This window comes from Natrarchaeobaculum sulfurireducens (assembly GCF_003430825.1).
Lineage (GTDB): Archaea > Halobacteriota > Halobacteria > Halobacteriales > Natrialbaceae > Natrarchaeobaculum > Natrarchaeobaculum sulfurireducens.
Map to the genome: position 1 here is coordinate 18,811 of NZ_CP024045.1, position 17,610 is coordinate 36,420.

General features: G+C 53.6%; 13 protein-coding genes. 8 read left to right on the forward strand and 5 right to left on the reverse strand.

The window, feature by feature from the left end:
- Positions 1–44: 44 nt before the first annotated feature.
- Positions 45–2,192: a tyrosyl-DNA phosphodiesterase gene (locus tag AArc1_RS00065; protein ID WP_117362353.1), complete on the reverse strand. Its 2,148-nt coding sequence runs from the start codon at positions 2,190–2,192 to the stop codon at positions 45–47.
- Between the two features lie 275 nt (positions 2,193–2,467).
- On the opposite strand from AArc1_RS00065, the gene AArc1_RS00070 reads away from it, so the two are divergent.
- Complete coding sequence (locus AArc1_RS00070; RefSeq protein ID WP_117362354.1) at positions 2,468–3,595, forward strand: 3'-5' exonuclease family protein; 1,128 nt, start codon at positions 2,468–2,470, stop codon at positions 3,593–3,595.
- Here AArc1_RS00070 and AArc1_RS00075 read toward each other — a convergent pair.
- Genes AArc1_RS00075 through AArc1_RS00085 form a run of 3 tightly spaced genes read right to left on the reverse strand, consistent with a single transcriptional unit; the run spans position 3,592 to position 9,990 of the window.
- Complete coding sequence (locus AArc1_RS00075) at positions 3,592–7,029, reverse strand: ATP-dependent helicase (RefSeq protein WP_117362355.1); 3,438 nt, start codon at positions 7,027–7,029, stop codon at positions 3,592–3,594. The genes AArc1_RS00070 and AArc1_RS00075 overlap by 4 nt on opposite strands.
- Positions 7,026–7,979, reverse strand: a complete 954-nt coding sequence (locus AArc1_RS00080) for a RecB family exonuclease (protein WP_117362356.1) — start codon at positions 7,977–7,979, stop codon at positions 7,026–7,028. The genes AArc1_RS00075 and AArc1_RS00080 overlap by 4 nt, the downstream gene beginning before the upstream one ends.
- The gene (locus AArc1_RS00085; protein WP_117362405.1) at positions 7,927–9,990 is read right to left on the reverse strand and encodes a PD-(D/E)XK nuclease family protein; all 2,064 of its coding nucleotides are present in this window, start codon (positions 9,988–9,990) and stop codon (positions 7,927–7,929) included. The genes AArc1_RS00080 and AArc1_RS00085 overlap by 53 nt, the downstream gene beginning before the upstream one ends.
- A gap of 242 nt (positions 9,991–10,232) precedes the next feature.
- Here AArc1_RS00085 and AArc1_RS00090 point away from each other — a divergent pair, with 242 nt between their 5' ends.
- Complete coding sequence (locus AArc1_RS00090; RefSeq protein ID WP_117362357.1) at positions 10,233–11,939, forward strand: DUF4143 domain-containing protein; 1,707 nt, start codon at positions 10,233–10,235, stop codon at positions 11,937–11,939.
- A gap of 29 nt (positions 11,940–11,968) precedes the next feature.
- On the opposite strand, the gene AArc1_RS00095 is transcribed toward AArc1_RS00090, so the two are convergent.
- On the reverse strand, positions 11,969–12,340 hold the full coding sequence (locus AArc1_RS00095) for a hypothetical protein (RefSeq protein WP_117362358.1): 372 nt from the start codon (positions 12,338–12,340) through the stop codon (positions 11,969–11,971).
- A gap of 220 nt (positions 12,341–12,560) precedes the next feature.
- Here AArc1_RS00095 and AArc1_RS00100 point away from each other — a divergent pair, with 220 nt between their 5' ends.
- The 6 genes from AArc1_RS00100 (at position 12,561) to AArc1_RS00125 (ending at position 17,596) form a co-directional block, all read left to right on the forward strand.
- The gene (locus AArc1_RS00100; protein ID WP_117362359.1) at positions 12,561–12,983 is read left to right on the forward strand and encodes a hypothetical protein; all 423 of its coding nucleotides are present in this window, start codon (positions 12,561–12,563) and stop codon (positions 12,981–12,983) included.
- 93 nt (positions 12,984–13,076) lie between these two features.
- Positions 13,077–13,349 (forward strand): hypothetical protein, encoded by a 273-nt coding sequence (locus AArc1_RS19215; RefSeq protein ID WP_117362360.1) that lies wholly within the window; start codon positions 13,077–13,079, stop codon positions 13,347–13,349.
- A gap of 36 nt (positions 13,350–13,385) precedes the next feature.
- Positions 13,386–13,808 carry a hypothetical protein gene (locus tag AArc1_RS00110; protein ID WP_117362361.1) on the forward strand — a complete coding sequence of 141 codons (423 nt, stop codon included), beginning with the start codon at positions 13,386–13,388 and terminating at the stop codon, positions 13,806–13,808.
- A 42-nt stretch (positions 13,809–13,850) separates the two neighbouring features.
- Complete coding sequence (locus tag AArc1_RS00115) at positions 13,851–15,599, forward strand: hypothetical protein (RefSeq protein ID WP_228442295.1); 1,749 nt, start codon at positions 13,851–13,853, stop codon at positions 15,597–15,599.
- A gap of 44 nt (positions 15,600–15,643) precedes the next feature.
- On the forward strand, positions 15,644–16,438 hold the full coding sequence (locus AArc1_RS00120; RefSeq protein WP_133412305.1) for a hypothetical protein: 795 nt from the start codon (positions 15,644–15,646) through the stop codon (positions 16,436–16,438).
- A 3-nt stretch (positions 16,439–16,441) separates the two neighbouring features.
- Entirely contained in the window at positions 16,442–17,596 is a 1,155-nt protein-coding gene (locus AArc1_RS00125) for a hypothetical protein (protein ID WP_186336579.1), read from the forward strand.
- Positions 17,597–17,610 lie beyond the last annotated feature (14 nt).

The following is a 17,610-nucleotide window of genomic DNA, read 5'->3' on the forward strand; positions in this document are numbered from 1 at the left end:
TTCACGAGATTTTGTGTTATAGGTATCATTTGCGTTTTATCTTCTTACTGGCTCAGAAGGTTACGTGCCCGTGACAAGAATCCTTCACGGGAATCTTCAGTTGAGGTCTCACCGAGCCAATCAAAGAACTCATCTGGTGTCTTAATGATCAAATCGAGCCCTCGTTTCTCGATTCGGATAGTCATAGGTGGATCGCGTTTGTACTCGTGGAGTTCGAAGTTCATTGACTCCGGGAAGGTCACCTGTAGCGTGTCACTGTCTTTAGTGATTTCGACGTCCTCTCGGTCGATGAGGTTTCGCCAGCGCTCTCTGCCAGTGTCATATGCTTTCTCAGCCGGTTCGGTGGGGAAGTAGTCTGGCAGCGGTCGGTCGGCATGCTCATAGAGGTCCTGCATGGCTGCCCTCACTTCACGAAGTGCGTCAGAGTCCGTTCCAAGTACGAGATCGCGGTTGAGATATTCGTATCCGAACCACTGGAAAATCGGGTTCTCCGTGTCGATTAGACGGTTTACTTCAGCTTCCCCCTGATGTGAGGTCATGAAATTCACATCGAATCGGAGGATTTTAGCACGGTTTCGGAACCACTCTCCAGGCCGCTTATCGTTCGAGATGAAGGCGAACATCGGATAGGCCGTTTCGCCGGTCCATCCACTCCAATAGTTTCGAAGCGTGTCCAACGAGTTCACCTTCTGCTTGGTGATGTCGTCGACGACGACGGGGAACGACGTGTGTGCTGAACGTAGATTCCGGACTTTTCGTTTCCCAATTTCATCTGCGTCGACGGGTGCTTCGACACGGTTTCCACTGATCAGCGACAAGGCAAACCGACAGAACGTCCCTTTTCCTCCGTTTGACTCACCAAAGACGTAGAGGTACGGGAGAGCCTTGTCGAGGTTAATCCCGTGCTCACGGTAGAACGCGGCCTGCCGATTGGCGAATGGGGCCCAGAAAAACCAGAGTAGTGCTTCGTACATGTGGGCTTTGACCGCTGTTGGGTTGTTGGAATTCCCATAGTTGTCTACCGTCGCAAAGTAGTCCTCAATCTCAACAAGTGCCTGATTGACCTGCTCTGGGTCAGATGGGGGCTGCGTGACACGATAGACTGTGCCGTCGTAGTGGAACTTGAGCTCGTCCTTGGACTCGTTCAGGTGCATTGTCGGGACATCGAACACCTGTTGTGCGTACCGCTGGAAGGCATCTGGCGTTGTCGTCAACGTGTCATTCGACACCGTCGCATCGAAATCGGTCATCTGCGACAACGTATCAACTGTCGACTCTTCGTACCCGCGTAGAGACAAGGTGATGCGGTCCTGTGGCGCATCTTCTAAGTCCGGATCCTTCTTGCTAGATTCGCCTTCTGAATCGAGCTCTGCCTCCTCTGATTCCTGTTCTGCGGCGGTATCTGTACCTCCATCGAGTGCGAGATCCACTGTTTCAACTTCTGCATCGATATGGTCCGCCAGACGACCGTGAACCTCTCCCAGTTCGTCTTGTGTCCCCACACGTCCTTCGGTGTACAGTTTGATTACCTCTTCCCGGTCATCGTCCGAGAGTTCGAGTTGTTCGGAGAGATCTTCCAGGAAGGGTCCGCCACTGTTGTATGAGTCTCGGTGATCGCGATAGAGTTCCTCGAATTCCCCGTAGAGATTACTGTCTGTCTTCGTATCATAGACGACGCCTACGTTGGTCTGATTCGACCATGCATTTCGCGAGAGATTCGGAGAGCCAACGATGACTTTTGCTGGTGTACCGTCACCGGTGTCCTCGAGTTCGGATTCATCCGTAGCCTTTCCGCCGAGGGTCATCTGATCTTTATCACCGTCCTCATCCTCTCCTTCTAAGACAGAGTCGTCGTACTCGATGAGATACAGCTTGGAGTGGACCTCCTTGTTCTCACAGAGGTAGATTACGAGCTTGCCTTCACTCCTGAGTTGTTCAAGCCGATCTGCGAGATCCGGCTTGTCGATGAGGCGCTCTCGGTAGTCAGAGACGTCCCCAACGACCACCTCCAGGGACTCCAAGTCGTCGAGGTCTTCGAAGAGATCCAGAATAAACTCGGGGGAGTCACAATAGGTGACGACACGCATTCGTTTTGCACCATCGAATACGTCGGAGAATGACCGCCAGCTCTTGAAAATCTCGACGTGGCTGTGATCACTGCTTCTGGTATCAAGGGGAACGTCGAACTTCATTGGATTCGAAATTGGACCTTCATCATTTAGGTGTAGTCCGGCCGAGGTTCGTTAGGGCCACTTTCCGTACGACAATCTGTAGGTTCGATCCATCCAGCTGTAATCTCGGCTCGTTTGTGGGATGGATTCCGACTCGTGTGTTCATATGCCATCCTCTTTGAGGCCACCAATACTCTGTCAGGAAATAAATGTTCCGACTAGAACCATCTCAAACACGGTATTATGAAAATACTACCATCAAAAAGTAGTTATATCTCTAGTCTGGTTGAGGTACTATGGCAACAGATACCCTGACCGCGAGTAATCTCGTCGCGGCGGAACGAGATGGCGAGTACGGTCTTACAGTCCCGTTGCGGATCGACAAGGTCGAACGAACCCCAGACCACGACTGGTGGGCGCAGCTTGTACACTGTTCAGATGTGCTGGGGACGCACGTGAAGATCACAGTTTTCGACGATGACGACTGCGATCTCGTTGACTACTCCTTTGAAGAAGGCACCTGGTATGAATTCGACGACGTCAACCCTGACGTGTACCAGGGAACCATCGGTATCAAAGCAAAGTGGGATCGGCAGGTCCGCCAGCTCTCTGGGCGACCAGAGAGGTCGCCTTCAGACACGACTGACATTGTTCGTCGACTTGGTGCAGTCGATGCCATTGCAGCACTCGACATCGAGACGATTACGACTGTTTCCGAGCGAGAACTCGAACCACCAAACCCAGACCATCAAGAACTACTCTGTATCGGCGTTGGATACCGAGGTAGTCCGAGCGAGGAGATTGAGGCTGAGGTCCTCTTCCGTGAAGGCGAGACGGCTTCTGCGGAACTCGACGCTATTGAGTCGGTTGTGAACTGGCTCGATGCGAGGAATGTCGATGTTCTCATCACCTTCGGGGGCGCGTGGTTCGACCTCCCAGTCTTGGTGGGTCGTGCGGAACGGGCAGCTGCGGAAATCGGTGAGCCTGGACGAGCAGAGAATGTACGTACAGCACTCGAGTCCTACTACCATGCCGACCTCTCGTCGGCAAAGAATCGGGTGCTGGGGGAAGGTTCACTTGAGGATATGGCTGAACATATTGGATCGCCCGCACCGAAGACGCTCTGGACGGATTACGAAACTGGCCTTGAACCGCAGACGTGGCGCGAGAGTCAGTGGGAGATCATGCGAGAGGAAGACAGCGACCCCCCGTCTGACGATCTTGGGGATCCCACCGTATTCAATAGCGATATTCCATACTTCGGTGAGGCGTGGCTAACGGCTAGCGCAGCAGGAGAGGACAACCGAGCCTCGAACCTGTACGCGTGTCTCCAAACCTATACGCTCGCAGACATCCATCCCTTGTTCGCTATAGCTGACGATGAGCGGTCGACCGGTCAACCGTCATTCTCGATGACCTACTAGCGGCCTCCGTTTTCTTGACGCCATTCTTCCCCGCAGGGAAGGGAACTGTGCTGGCACCACCTACAGTGTTCTCCAGTCTCGTACCCGCTGAACGATGTCTCATTGATTCGATCCATCGTCGTCGACACTGCTGCTCGTACTGAATCTAATTCACCTTCATCGAACGAACGGGTCTCGATTTTCGGACCGATATTGCCGACATAGGCGTATCCCGCGCGGGTAATCGGTTCCTCGTAGAGGTCACGACAGGCGAGCAGGTACAGTGGCAGCTGCTTGTTCTCGTCAATGTCTCGGTGACGCTCGGTGGCTTTGTAGTCGATGACGACCAACTCACTGTCCGGGGTCCGATAGACGGCGTCGATAAACCCGACGAGTTCGTGGCCATCCACTTCTAGCTGGAACTCTCGTTCAGCATCGACGATTTCCCAGCCGCTTAGATCGAGGTCGAAATACCGGTCGATGCATTCCTTCGCGACCGGTAATTCATCCGTGGCACGCCGTTGTCCGGCCAGCCGCTCACAGATAGCGTACCATTCTGCTCGCTCTGCTGCCTGTTCCTTCGCAGCAATCTCTGCGGTATCGTGAAACAGAAGCCCGACTATCCGCTGTGAGATACCGTCTCCGCCATAGCCGTTCTCGCGGTAGTCGGAGAACCCGTTGACGACGTAGTCCAGGAAGTGCTGTCGGGGGCACTCCTCGTAGGCCTCAAGTGAGGTGTAACTGTGCTGGAGTGCCGGGTTTGGGGTCATTGGCCCAGTCAGGGCGTCAATTGAAAATCGTCGGTTCTCAGGTTCTCTCTCTATTGAGCCTTCTATGAGCTTGTTTCCGAATGTGATTACCCGGTCTCGTCCGTCTGATGCTGAGAGCTTCTCAGAGCCGTACGTCACTTGTCCAGAGACATCCCCAACTACCGTGCTCGCGAGGGAGGCTGTCCAATCAGCATGGTCCGATGGAAGGCACTCCTGCAAATCGCGCCAGATCGGGAGATGACCGCTACCTGGCCGCCAGGGAACGGATTCTGGGAGGATGCTCTCGACAGCATCGTGTACGGGCCTTTCGTCGTCAGTGTCGTCTTCATCCCTGCTCCCGTGGAGTACGAGTATCTCTTCGGCGCGGGTGATCCCTACGTGGAGTATCCTACGGGCTTCATTGGCATCTTGAGCGACGGAATCTTTGTCGAATGCTGATTCTGGACCTTCAGACAGTGCTGACTCGAATGTATCGTAGGTTCGTGACCCTGGTTCCCACTCGTCAGCGGTCAACCGGGGCATCAGAACCACGGGAAAGTCGAGTCCCTTACTCTTGTGAATGGTCATGACGTTGACCGCGTCGTCGGCCAGTTCTGGCTGACTTGTCGGTGCCGACCCGCTCTCCTCGAGGAGCGAGTCATAATGCTGCAGCGAATCGATGAATTGCGGCGTGAGTGGGGGCTGTACAGCGTCGTTTCCATACTGGTCGATAATCTCGTCCAGCTGCGCCAGGTCACGACGCTCTTGCTCGCTGAGGTACCAGTCGATGTTGGTCAGGCGTTTGAGTTCCCGGTAAAGGTGGCTGAGGGAGGCTGTTTCACGTAGTTTGAGAAGGCGAAAAATGTGTTCTCGTACTTCCTGAATACGGTTGGGCTCATCGAATACTTCGAGGGGTTGGTTGCATACCCCAGCATATGTACCGTCATCGTGGCTATTGACACGACGCAGATCAGCATCGGTGAGACGGTAACGCATCGTCAGTACCCGGTTCCAGCTTACGTCGTCTTCTTCGGGACGTGCCAGCGCCTTTAGATAGGCGACGACGGTGCCGACCCCGATTGATTCGGTGGAGAGGTCCCCCGCAACCTGATAGGGAATTCCTGCCTCGTCGAACCCTTCGAGAATTGGGGTTGCGTGGTCGTTATTCCGAACGAGGAGTGCGATTTCCCCCGGATCGTACGCCCGATCTAGTGCTTCTGCATAACCACTCAGAAGATTTCGGGTGACAGTTACCAACTGCTCAGCTCGGTCGCCTTCGTCGTCGGCTTCCTCCACGACTGCGACCGTGTCTCCGTCGAAGTCGGGTTCGTGGACACGTGTGAGCGTTTTGGTACTCCGCCGATCCGCTAACCGCTCTAGTGCTTCATTTGCGAGGTCGAGAATGGGCTGACGTGACCGGAAGTTCTGTTCTAGCGGTTCGTCTTCGAGATCGGGCCCGAAGACGTCGTCGAGTTCGTCAGTGATGTTCGCGACGTTCGCGCCGCGCCATTCGTAGATTGCTTGGTCGTCATCGCCCACGACGAATAGGCGATCTTCTGAGACGAGGGACGTAATGAGGCCGAACTGGAGACGATCGGTGTCCTGGAACTCGTCACAGAAAACGTAGTCCCATCGATCGCCCAGTCCCTCTCCGACGTCAGTCTCGAGCAGCTCTACTGTCTTAACCACGAGACCATCGAAGTCAAGCAGATTTCGCCGGTCGAGCTCTCGCTCGTATGCCTCATACCCTGCGTTCAAATCCAGGGCAGTTTTACACTCGCTGAGGGCATCTCGGAGATAGTCTGTCAGTTCGAGCTTCAGGTCGTTTGGTATCCCGCTCGGAGCTCCACTACTGTACCCTCCAAGCAGATATTTCGGCAGCTTGTGTGCATCCTCGGGAAGCGACCGCTCACCAGCCTCATGCTCCTCAAACGCCACTTCGAGCGCGTCACAGAGGTCAACGAGTCGGTTGAGGAAGTCTTTAATGCTCGCCTCTAATCCTTCATCGCGGAGGGTATCCCGTTCTGCGACGAGGTCGGCTCGTGTATCCGAAATGCCGTCGAGGACGGTCGAAACTGAACGGCCACCAAGATGGTCGCCTGCAATCTCCTCAATACGATCTGGCACAGCATCGAGTTCATAGACTTGTTCCGGTGATCCGAGATATTCCTCGATCTCTGCGGGCGAAATCCCACTTCGCTTCATCGACCCGATAAACGAGAGGAGTTTCGATGCGACGCCGCTCCCGTATGAATCTGGGCCGTAGACATTGGGTTTGACGGCACGGTATTCGATCTCGTCGAGGACGTCGAGTACGATGACGTACTTTTCAGCATCCGTTGCGATCTCGAAGTCTGGATCTAATCCCGCGTCATAGGCATAGTCCGTCAGTATCTCGTTGCAGATAGAGTGGTATGTGTACGCGTCGACGTCGTAACCTGCTGGTCCGAGTTTTACGTTGAGTTTCTCACGCATCGAATCAGCGGCGTTGTTGGTGAAGGTCAACGCGAGAATCCGATCCGGAGAGACCCCGTGTTCATCGATGAGATTCTCGATTTTCCGGACCATCGTGAACGTCTTTCCAGTACCCGCACCCGCGAGTACTCGCATAGGGTACCGCTCCGACTCGATTATCGTCCGCTGCTGTGGCTTCGGATCCTCATCGTCTTCGATGGTTGGGAGCCAGTCAGGCACGTCGTCGCTCATCGCTGCACCCCCTCCGCGAGAGATTCTACGCACATCTCTCGGAACGTGCAGTCGGGACAGGCCTCATCGTGAATGAGTGGGAATGGATCTGGGTCGTGAGAACCGCTCGTAATCCCTTCGTGTGCACGTCGCAGGAGATTCCATATCGTGTCATGATACTCTTCGTAGATGTCCGTCGTATCGCGTGGATAGCCCCGTACAGAGATTTCGTATCCGTCTGGTGTGCTTTCGAACGACGTCCGATTCAGGAGACCGTAGAAACTGAATCGAACATTCATCCCATCCTCGTAGAGGTCAGACTGTTTGACGCCCTCGATGTATGTGGCCGCCTGAAATGCGTTCCTGACTCTCTTCGGGTCATGATCCGTTCCGTTTAGGTGATCCTCGAGGACGCTCGCAGTATACGACGTGATCACGTCATTGAGGTTCCGTTTGTAATCGATGACATGGAGACCTTCGTCAGTACGGAGGATGTTGTCGGCTCTCCCACGCAGTCCGAGGCCGTTCTCCACGCATTCGAGCCACTTCTCCGTCGCGATCGATTGACGAGCGTGATCAATGCCGTGGCCACCATCCGGGTCAAAAAAGGTCTTGATAGCCTCTAGATTTTCGAGGCGCTGGTATTCCTGGTGGGCGTTGGACGCGTACTCATCCGGGTCGATATGCTCTCTCCATTGCTCTGGGAATGCCTCTACTGCCCGATCGTAGATGAGATGGGCGTCATCTTCTGGACTAGTTGCTTCACAGACAACCTCGATTGTTCCGTGATAGGCACGCCCCTGATTCAGGTACAACCGTGTCTTCTCTGGGGTGTTGACCTTCTGTACGTACTCATAATCGAACTTCCGCTGGCAGTCCGCGTAGGTCGCAAGACGCGACGGCGAAAGGAAGGTAACGTCAGTCACGACGAATCCCTCCGGCAGCGAACTCGATACGTGCTTGCAGCGCATCCCGAAGCTGCTCGCCACGGGTTCCGCTTTCACTGAGGAGGTGCTGAATCTCCGAAAGCTCAGTTTCGACCTCGTCGAGAGAGACCGTCACATCCTGGCTGTGAGAGCGACGGACGTCTGCAAGGGCGTTGTCGATCCGAGAGAGCAGGTATTCTTCCGCTCTTCGCTCGCTCCTGATCTCTGATTCTGTCGCCTCTTTCACCCACGGCAACTGCCGATAAGCGTCCGTGAGAAACCGCGACGGCTGAGCACGCTCTTCCAGTGCGGTGTCTTTGTGATTGTACAGACAGAAGTACAGGCGGTCGCCAGCAGCGGTTGCTCCGATGGCGAGCCGCCGCCGCGCGTGCTCTGCATGGTATCGTCGGAACGAGCGGCTTGACGCTGTCGAGGACGTCGGGAAGGTGTTGGTGACATCTTCCGCCTCGACCTGTGTTACGCCCGGATAGTCCGGCATCTCTGAGAGGCGTTCTTGGGAGAACAACCGAGTCAGGGAAGGTGATCCAGGGTACTCTTCGTCGACGATGTCCAGCAAAAAGACTGCTCGGAAGGTTCCGTTTTTAATCGCCTGTAAGTGATCGACCCGGACACCTCCGTCAAGTTCGGTCGAACTTGTTTGGTTCTGTTGAGGGGCATACTCGTGAGCCCGTTCAAGCATCGAGGCGAACGACTTCCAGGTCGTTTCGATGAACGACGTGTCTTCTACGAACTCCGCCATAGCGAACGCCCGCCGAACGTTCCCGAATTGGGCACGAACGTTCAGTGGGGACGTCTCCTCAGCAATTCGAACCTTCATGTTTGACTCGGTTGCCCACCGTCGGAGCGGACTCGAGAGGCCCTCCATCTGCTCGATAGAGGCCAGAATCGATTCGTCTAAGACCGAGGCTTCCAGCAGCTCTATTCGAGTATCGTCATCATCGGCTGCCAGATAGCGAACGACTTGTAGTAGCTCTCGAATCGCGGGGTCATCGCCGAACCCTGTGACAGTCGAGGACTCTGTCGGAACCCCTGTCTGCTGGAAGGCACGAAGCGTCTCGATTACTGCGGAACCGCTCTGTTTCAGTGCGACGGCGAAATCCTCGTACTCCCAGTTCTCTCGATCTCTAAGCCGCTCGATTTCATCGGCGACTTTCTTGATCTGTTCGTCGGCGGTTTCTGTCGGAATAACGTTCACCTCCCCCGCCTCGGGATCTTCGTGAACGGTTTCATTCGCTAGGTACGCACCCGTCGCATCCGGACGAGATGGGGGCGCTGTCCTTGCAGTAGACTCTGTCCTCGAAAATGAGACGTAGTCAGTAATTGGCCCCGGCTCGATCCATGTACGCCGAACACTTGCGTTCTCTTCTGCTACACATACGAGTTCCAGCCCATTTGCTAAGGTAGCGAGATAGCGACGGTCAAGCGGCAAGAATTCCTCAAACTCGACGGTGAGGATTGCCTCGACATCCACTACGTCGTCTCGTTTCTCGGTCTCCGATAGCGCCGCATTCGCCTCAGTGATTAGCTGGCCGCGTTCCAGGTGGTCATGTTCGCTGAGCCATTTGTGGAACGCTTCCACGAGTTCTGCAACTTCGACTAGCTCTGGTGTCTTCTCAAAGGAAACATCCTGCCACGTGATAGTTTCCATGAGCTGGGCGATATCACTCAGGAAGGAGGGTTGTTCGGCTGCACGCTGGAAATGCTCGCTGTCCCACTCTTGATCTTCGAGGAACCGATGGACGAGTTCGCGACGAATCGCGTCGGAGAGGATCGCCCGGTCATCGGTCTGGTTTACGACGTCGGTCGCTTGAACGACTAAAGACGTTACTCGCGGGACTGCTGCACCGGGTGTTGTATCTTCGAGTTCGTCCCGAAACGTATCCATGCTAGTCGGCGACCCGGTGATGACGAGGATGTCCTCTGGGCCGTATTCGTTGAGCAACGACTCATACTGTTCAATTACCGTGGATATGAGATCTCCAGTGCCAAATGGAACGGTAATCAAAGTCCCCTCAAAGTACTGTACCTCAGACACGCTTGACACCCCATAGGTTCACCTGTCCTTCCATGATAGGTTTCGAACTGCTCCAGATTCCCGTTATCTGAGCGCTTGAGTCTGAATTAGGATACACTCTGAAAGAGGATCTTGCTGGATGAATATACATCATACTGAAAGGTCTCACATTCCACCTACAAGAACGTTCGTGCTACGCTAAAACTGAAAATTGGACCATTCAGATGGTACATATTTATATTATGCCAGAGTGAAGTTCCTATATGACAGACCCATCTGATGGTTCTGATTTCATTGCAGATGCTGAATGGCACAACGAATGGTGGGATACAGATGCTGGTTCATTATCTGAGTTAGAGGAAACCGCTTCTCTAGACCCTCGATCGGATTTGCTCAAGGTTCTTCAGTCAATTGACGAGGAGCGAGAGAACGGAACCAAGAGTCTCGTATATCCAATTTATGGGCCAACCGGAATCGGGAAGACGACGCTTCTCCAACAATTCATCGCTGCAATCCTTCATTCAGACATTGTCGAATTCTCTCCAGGACACCGTGATTTAGATATCGTTGGGTCTATTGATCCACGTCAGATCCTCTATGTTCCTCTTGAGGATTCTCTCTACCATCTCGAACCCTCGAGCAGTGCTGTGGAAAAATTAGAAAACGTTATCGACTACTTCCGTTCCCATGTGGCTCCCCGCCGAGGCCGCAAGTACATCATCCTCGACGATATCGGTGCTCTACGACTCGATGAAAATGAACAGAGTGCGCTTCTGGACCTCGTAGACGATGATACCTATCTACTGCTGACCGGTATTGTAGAATCGCAGGTCGATCTGCGTGGTATCTCGGCTTCGAGCGAGCCCAAACTCAATTATCCTCGACCGATGTTGCCGATGAAGTTCATAGACACAATCAAGCAGGGGGCATATGATGATTCTGCGTTAATCGAGACAGACTCTGATTTTGCTCTTCGAGTGGAGTCTCATCAAACGAGGAGTATGGATGGTGAGTCGCTGATAAAGGATGTTCGTAGTAATTTGTCTGAATCGGATGACTTGGACGACGCAGTCGCTTCGTTGAATCAGCTTTACTTTGAGGTTTTCTCGGATGTTGAACGAGATGGGCTGTATGAGGCCGCTCGTGAGTACCTGCAGAAAGGGGGAATCTTCCTACGCGCTAAGGAAACCCCGGTGAAAAACGAACTTATCCGATCTCATCTCCTCTTGTATCTCTACAAGGAACTCGCAGAGTATGAATCGATTCAACGACCAGAGAACCTCCATCGGGTCGCTTCATTAGCTGCGAGCCAGGCAGGGAATGAACTCAGATATACGGACATCAGTGATCAATTAGAGGTTGACCGTCGGACTGTTGATTCGTACTTATCCGTGCTGGATGACGGACTCTCAGTTTCGGAATCCCACGACTTCTCACTTCAACGTCACCGTCGTACTCGACTTTATCTCCGGAATCCGCGCCACGTTGTACTTCTGTCTCAGCGTCAGGAGCACCACGGATTTGAAACATACGAGAAGACCCGGTCACTCAATCACGAGTTCGAGTATAAGCTAGCTCGAACCGTCGCATTCGACCATGCAAAACGACTGGCGTGGAGGGTTGGCGGCTCAGGTGACGAGGATCCTCAGGTCGAATACTTCGAAACTGAGTCAGGGACGGTCGATTACATCCTCCACAATGAGGATGGGTTAGTTGTCCCGTTCGTTCTCTCCTACCATCCACATGCTGGAAATGCCGACGAAATCGCAGCAGAATTTGACCCATCCGTTGGGAAACATCCGATACCCGGTGGGGAAGAACTTCGCGATCTCAATTATGAAGCGCCTTATCGGTTTATCATCACCGATAGCTTGCCAAAGGAAGTGACGAAGTCTGGTTCACTTGTCGTAGAGTATGAAGGTGTCGATCTCTGTTACATCCCCTACTGGTTGTTCCTTCTCATTTGCTAGCTTCTATTCCTCTGCTATTGGTTGAACACCTATTTTGGATTTACTGGTGCAATGTACTCATTCTTCCAGGACTCTCCGTCTCGCCACTGCCAATAATAGTATTGATAGCCCGGCTTTGTTTCTTTGATAGTTATATAGGCGCCACCTGTGGGAACTTTCTCGTAATCTTTTGGGTCTGTTGAGATTTCACGATCTTCAAGATTCTTGAGTTCACCTTCCTCAATTTCATCTTCATCTCGTTTTTGTTCGAGTTCGTGCCTTTGTTTTGCTCGTTTCCAGGTTGCTAGGTTAGCTGCATACTCGGCGATCAACTCGAGCCGTTTTGGTGACTGGCTCTCGAGGGGATCCAGTACATATGCAGGTAGCTCTGGTGGGTCTGGTTTCACTGGGGCGGCACTCATAGTTACCCCACACGATCTAACATCTTGTAACTTGTGGGGTAATTCAAGAGATACTCTTTAAGCAACTTCTCGCCACCGTTATCTGGAACTGTCCTCGGAACGATTCATCTGGCAGTAAATCCACTGAAGGCAGAACTGACTGCTTCTTCTACTCTAATATGGTAATTCACTACCTCTCCATAGATTGAATTTAAATATGATCGAAAGGTCAGATCTCAATATGGCTTGGTGGAACTTCGTTGCGTTCGTCTTTGGCCTTAGCTTCTGGCACCACCTCAAACAAGAACGCCGGCAGACTACTCTTTCAGATCGAATTGAAATTGAGCCGGGATCCTATGAGACACTCTTTTTTGCTCTTGAGGAACCAGGGCAGTGTCAGTACTCAATCGAGGTTCTCGATGGGCCACCGATTGAAACAGTGCTATTGGACGGTCATGAGTTTCGTGCTCTTGAGGCCAAGAGAGAATATCGGTATTACGAGGAAGGATCTCTTTGGGAAGTGAATCACGCTTCGCGATCGATCGACCTCTCCGCTGGTGAATACGTCTTGCTTATCGGACTACCAGTTGATTTTGCAGTTGAATACGGGGATTATCCTCTCGAATCTACGATTGCTGATGTGGATCTTGATGTCTCATATTGATTGGTTATTTTATCAGGAAATTTTATGTATACTGGATCAATACTGGCTGGTGAGGTATCGTGATTCACCCCCGATCATCCCTCCAGATGCCCTATGCAATCACGGTCAATAACGCTCGAAGAGATTGACGAGTTGTTCCTCAAGTGGAACGACCACATTAACGCGTCAGCCCTCTTCCGACAGGCGCTCAAAGAAGAAATGCGAGTTCGTGACATCGATCCACACGAGTTTCGCGACTTGTTCAAGCGGGCAGAAGAACAAGGTTACGAGTTCGAAGAGGTTCTCGAGCAAACGAATCGGATCGATGACCTAGAGCGTCTCGTAGAGGGCAGTGTGGCTTCAACTCGGTCAACCAGAACAGACTAGCGTAGCCAAATCTGGCATCCCCCAACGTGATCAACGATGACCAACAACCCCCATAGCAATACGGACTCGACTGGAGCGCAAACAACCTCTGACCGCATTCAAGGGCGTTTCGTTCGCCAGCTCGCCCTTGTAGTGGTTCTGTTCAGTCTCATCGCAATCAAACCGGTCGTCGCTCAAGACGACGTTGTTTGCGAGGCAGAGCAACTGCCAGGCATGATTTCGGGATTCTTCCAGATCACAACGGCGCTCGGAATCGTTGGACTGGTCGTTGTCTGGCAGGCCGATTCACTCGCTGAAATGTTCACGGTGAATCCTGAGCAGAAGAAGGGGCTGAAACAGCACAAACGAACCGCGCTGAAATCAGCAGTGATCCTGCTGGTACTCGGTCCCCTGTACACAGTCGCTGGTTCGACGATGGGACTCCCCCTCGCTGAGTGCGTTGATCTGGTCCCCTGGTAACGCCGTCTCCCAGCTGAACACGCCCATCAACACGGCCCTCGAATGCGTCAGTTGGCCTTCACCCTCGGGATTGTCCTGATCATCAGTGGTTTCGTTGCCGCTGTTGGTCTCGTGAGTGCCGACCATCCACCGCGACCCGGCACCGATGATACCGATCTCGATGAGAACGAGACAGCTACGCTGTGGTCGAAGGAGCCAAACGAGTGTCTCAGTGACGAGGAGTACTACGACCGCTACGGCGAGAACCGCACCGACCTTCACGCGCTTGGGAACTGCACCGATATCACGTTTGCAGAGCCCCCAGATACAGCGGAAACCTGGACTGCATACGACTTCGAGTCACTCGAGCCCGGTGATAGTGACACGTCCGTGTATCCAGAGTCCGCTGAGACGGAGGACTCACTCGGGATCGCGGACGCCCACGCAACCGTGTTTGCCGTTCAGCCGTCGACGATTGTTCACAAAGACGAGAACGAAACGCCGCTATACGTTGCTCCTGAAGGCGAGTTCCGAGGATTCGTAGATTATCGAGTTCGTGTTCCGGATGATGACGTCGATGGCAATCGAACCATCGAGTGGTCCCTTCTTGAACACGACCTCGACGAGGTTCGACTGAAGCAGGACGGCGACGTCATTGCTGCACAAGATGGCCAACACACGCCTATGTTCGAGTATACTCTCGATGGGAGTGGTTCGTCGACGCTCACAGTTGAGGCAGATATCGAGGTCCGCCTCGAGCGGGAAGTTACGGAGCGAGTCGGGAATCGAACCGTAACGCGAACCGAACTCGAGACAGATACCCTCACCGTCTCGAGCGACCTCGATGTCGAGATATACGATCTCACTGCAACCGTCTATCACGCTGAGTATCCGGATGGCGACGCTGGTGTCGCGATCTATCAGTCACAGCCATGGCACGGCTACGCTCTGACGAAAGATGATGAGGCCAGGGTCCGAGGCGTCTGGCGGTACTACACAGCTCGAGACACCGACTGGGATTCGCTCGTTCACGCGTCGGCCACTGATCGAGAAGTAGTCGACGCTGCTGCCCTGCCGGTGTACGTGCGAGCGTTTCCATCAGAGACCGGGCCACGTGCAGATCCGATCCGTGATGGGCCAGCTATCGAAGAGACGTGGGGTGCAGAGAGTGCCTCACCGAACACGACCGTCCACGAGAACGTCGACGTCGATATCGTCGACGAACCGTACACTCGCTCGTATGGCCTTGCGATTCGCCACGATACGGTTGATCCCGACTATCTCGAAGTGCAGGGGATCGTCCGAGGCACGACTGCTGAACTCGTCGAACCGGACGATGGGACCGAGCGTGATATCTATGAGAGTGAGCTCTCGGTCGAGGTTCGCGAGCAAAACGAGTCCGCAGCAACGCTCGAGATCGAACTTCGTGATGCCGAGTCTGGCGATCCGATCATGCTTGAGCAGCCGTTCGAGGATGACCCTCGGTTTGCACCGATCGGTGTCGAGACCCGTGACGGCTACATCACAATCGCTGACAAGCGCGTCGAGACGGACGAATCTGGTCGTGCGACAGTCACTCTAACCCAGCCCGGAATCCACACCGCAGAGTACCATCCCGGTTCGTGGCGGACGCACGACCCCGCGTACGTTGGGGATACGGCGAGTGTCTCGTGGCATCCACTGACGACGGCCAATGGCTGGTTCACACTTGTTGTCGATGTCCTCTGGCTCTCGATCCCCTTCGTGGTCGCGCTGTATGCAGGTCTGAAACTCGGCTCGTTCCTTCACATCCCAGACGAACACAATCCATGACTCAACACAATCACACAACCCGACGTACCGTCCTGAGTGGAATCGTGACCGGCGCAGCTGTCGCCGTGAGTGGGTGCCTTAGCGGCTCCGAGAACGGAGGTTCAGAGAACGGAGCGGATAGCCTCGATGATGACGAGATTTTTGAGGATCTCTTCGTCGAGGGAACCGAACTCGTCCTCGAATTCACCGAGGACTCGTCGGTCGATCAGGTGAACGTGATCGATCCGAACGGAGAGGCGTTCGCTGAACAGTCCATTGCAGCCGGTGTCGATCGTGAGACGATCGAAATCGGGACTGAATACGAACCCGGTGAGTACGACGTCGTCGCGCTCGAGAACGGTGACGAACAGACAACGCAGTCAGTGACGGTTGAACCAGATGTTCGCATTACCGACCTTCGACTTGGTCGGAACCACCCAGATGAGATGTTTGAGGGTGCGAGTGATCGTGAAATTCGAAGTGAGGCTATTCTCACACTCGAGAACCATGGGACTGGACCAGAGGCTGCTATCCGTCTTGCATTTGATGGCGAAATTCCCCGCCAGACACCGGATGAGGACGAGTACGAGGAAAGTGGAATTTATGACATGGAGAGCGATTTCAGTGGTCATGCAGATGCTGTTGTGATTCCTGCTGGCGAAGAGGTAACCCTCTATAGTCAACGGAGGCCATTCTCATCAGCATCAGAGAGAGTAGACTGTACACCTGAAACCGAGTACGGACAGTTTGAGGTAACTATTGAGACTGAAGTGTCGGATGAAGTGACCGCAGAGACGTACGAGGTCTCATACACAGGCGAAAATCTAGTTGAATGTGATATTGAGATTGAGGTGACGTAGATGATGAATCCTATGTCACTCACCGAGTTTGGTCGTCGGTGGTTCGAAGACATCGTTGAGACGGTTATTGAGTGGTTTCAAGAGGGTCTCGTAGACGGATATAACGATCTCACAGAGGAGTTGTTTGGAACACCTGTTCCCGAAACGGATGGGGATTTTGTGTTTGGCCAGCCAACGAACATGCCTTGGGTGGATTTGCATAATTCACTTGTCACTGGCGAGATCATGCTATTATCGCTGCTCTTGCTTGTGATCTTCGTCCAAGGTCGTCACACAATTCGCATTTTCAACTTTGGGAGCATCTATGAGGCTCGCAAGGCTCGACGATCAGCGTGGACTGGAGCAGTTCTGATTGTGACGTGGTACTGGGTCGCAGTTCTTGTACTCTATCTCGTGAACGGTTTCACAATAGCCCTTGTACCTGGTGTTGATGCACTTATCGATGGACTTCTAGACTTTCTAGAGGTCTCAATTTCGAATCCCGCGCTGGCGTTGTTGCTAGCTGCGATTGGCGCTATTGCGATGTGGATCTTACAGGCGCTGTTCTTCATCCGAGAGATCCTCTTGTACATCTATTTGTACGCCATGCCGATCGCAATCGCGGTTGCATACGGGTATCTTCCCGTCGTCTCTCGTATCACGAAGCAAATCGCTATTAAATTCGTTCCGCTGGCGATTATGCCACTCCCGGTTGCGATCTTGTTTCGCGGATATGATCTTCTCTTTGGTACCGGAGCAGAATCTTCACTTGCACCAGATAGCGCCTTCTTGAGTTACCTGGTTGGGGCATCACTCCCGGTCTTTGCGCTCGTCTTGATCTGGAAGCTCTTCGCCTATGCGAGTCCGCTGACGGCGAAGGTTATCGGTGGTGCCACGAAAAGCGCAGTCACCGTTGGAGCAGCAATTGGAACCGCGAAGGTAGCTGGGCCGCTGGCTGCTACAACGGCCGCTCGCTGGGGACCGAAAGCAGCCGCATGGCAGGTCGCCGGCCAGCGACTTAGTGGGCAGCGTCGTGCCTCCAGTGCTCAATCGAGTAGTGGCCACTCGAGTTCGGGTGGAACCAGTGGAACAGCTCACGACAACGTCGTGTCGGACGCCTACGGCCAGCAGGGCGTTCCACAGTACCGTCGCACAGAGAACGATCCTGGATACTACTAACCATGGCAGATCGA

Coding starts and splice junctions, on each gene's coding strand:
- AArc1_RS00065 (WP_117362353.1), bottom strand. CDS start 2,192: ATGAAGTTCGACGTTCCCCTTGATACCAGAAGCAGTGATCACAGCCAC.
- AArc1_RS00070 (WP_117362354.1), top strand. CDS start 2,468: ATGGCAACAGATACCCTGACCGCGAGTAATCTCGTCGCGGCGGAACGA.
- AArc1_RS00075 (WP_117362355.1), bottom strand. CDS start 7,029: ATGAGCGACGACGTGCCTGACTGGCTCCCAACCATCGAAGACGATGAG.
- AArc1_RS00080 (WP_117362356.1), bottom strand. CDS start 7,979: ATGCGCTGCAAGCACGTATCGAGTTCGCTGCCGGAGGGATTCGTCGTG.
- AArc1_RS00090 (WP_117362357.1), top strand. CDS start 10,233: ATGACAGACCCATCTGATGGTTCTGATTTCATTGCAGATGCTGAATGG.
- AArc1_RS00095 (WP_117362358.1), bottom strand. CDS start 12,340: ATGAGTGCCGCCCCAGTGAAACCAGACCCACCAGAGCTACCTGCATAT.
- AArc1_RS00100 (WP_117362359.1), top strand. CDS start 12,561: ATGGCTTGGTGGAACTTCGTTGCGTTCGTCTTTGGCCTTAGCTTCTGG.
- AArc1_RS19215 (WP_117362360.1), top strand. CDS start 13,077: ATGCAATCACGGTCAATAACGCTCGAAGAGATTGACGAGTTGTTCCTC.
- AArc1_RS00110 (WP_117362361.1), top strand. CDS start 13,386: ATGACCAACAACCCCCATAGCAATACGGACTCGACTGGAGCGCAAACA.
- AArc1_RS00115 (WP_228442295.1), top strand. CDS start 13,851: ATGCGTCAGTTGGCCTTCACCCTCGGGATTGTCCTGATCATCAGTGGT.
- AArc1_RS00125 (WP_186336579.1), top strand. CDS start 16,442: ATGAATCCTATGTCACTCACCGAGTTTGGTCGTCGGTGGTTCGAAGAC.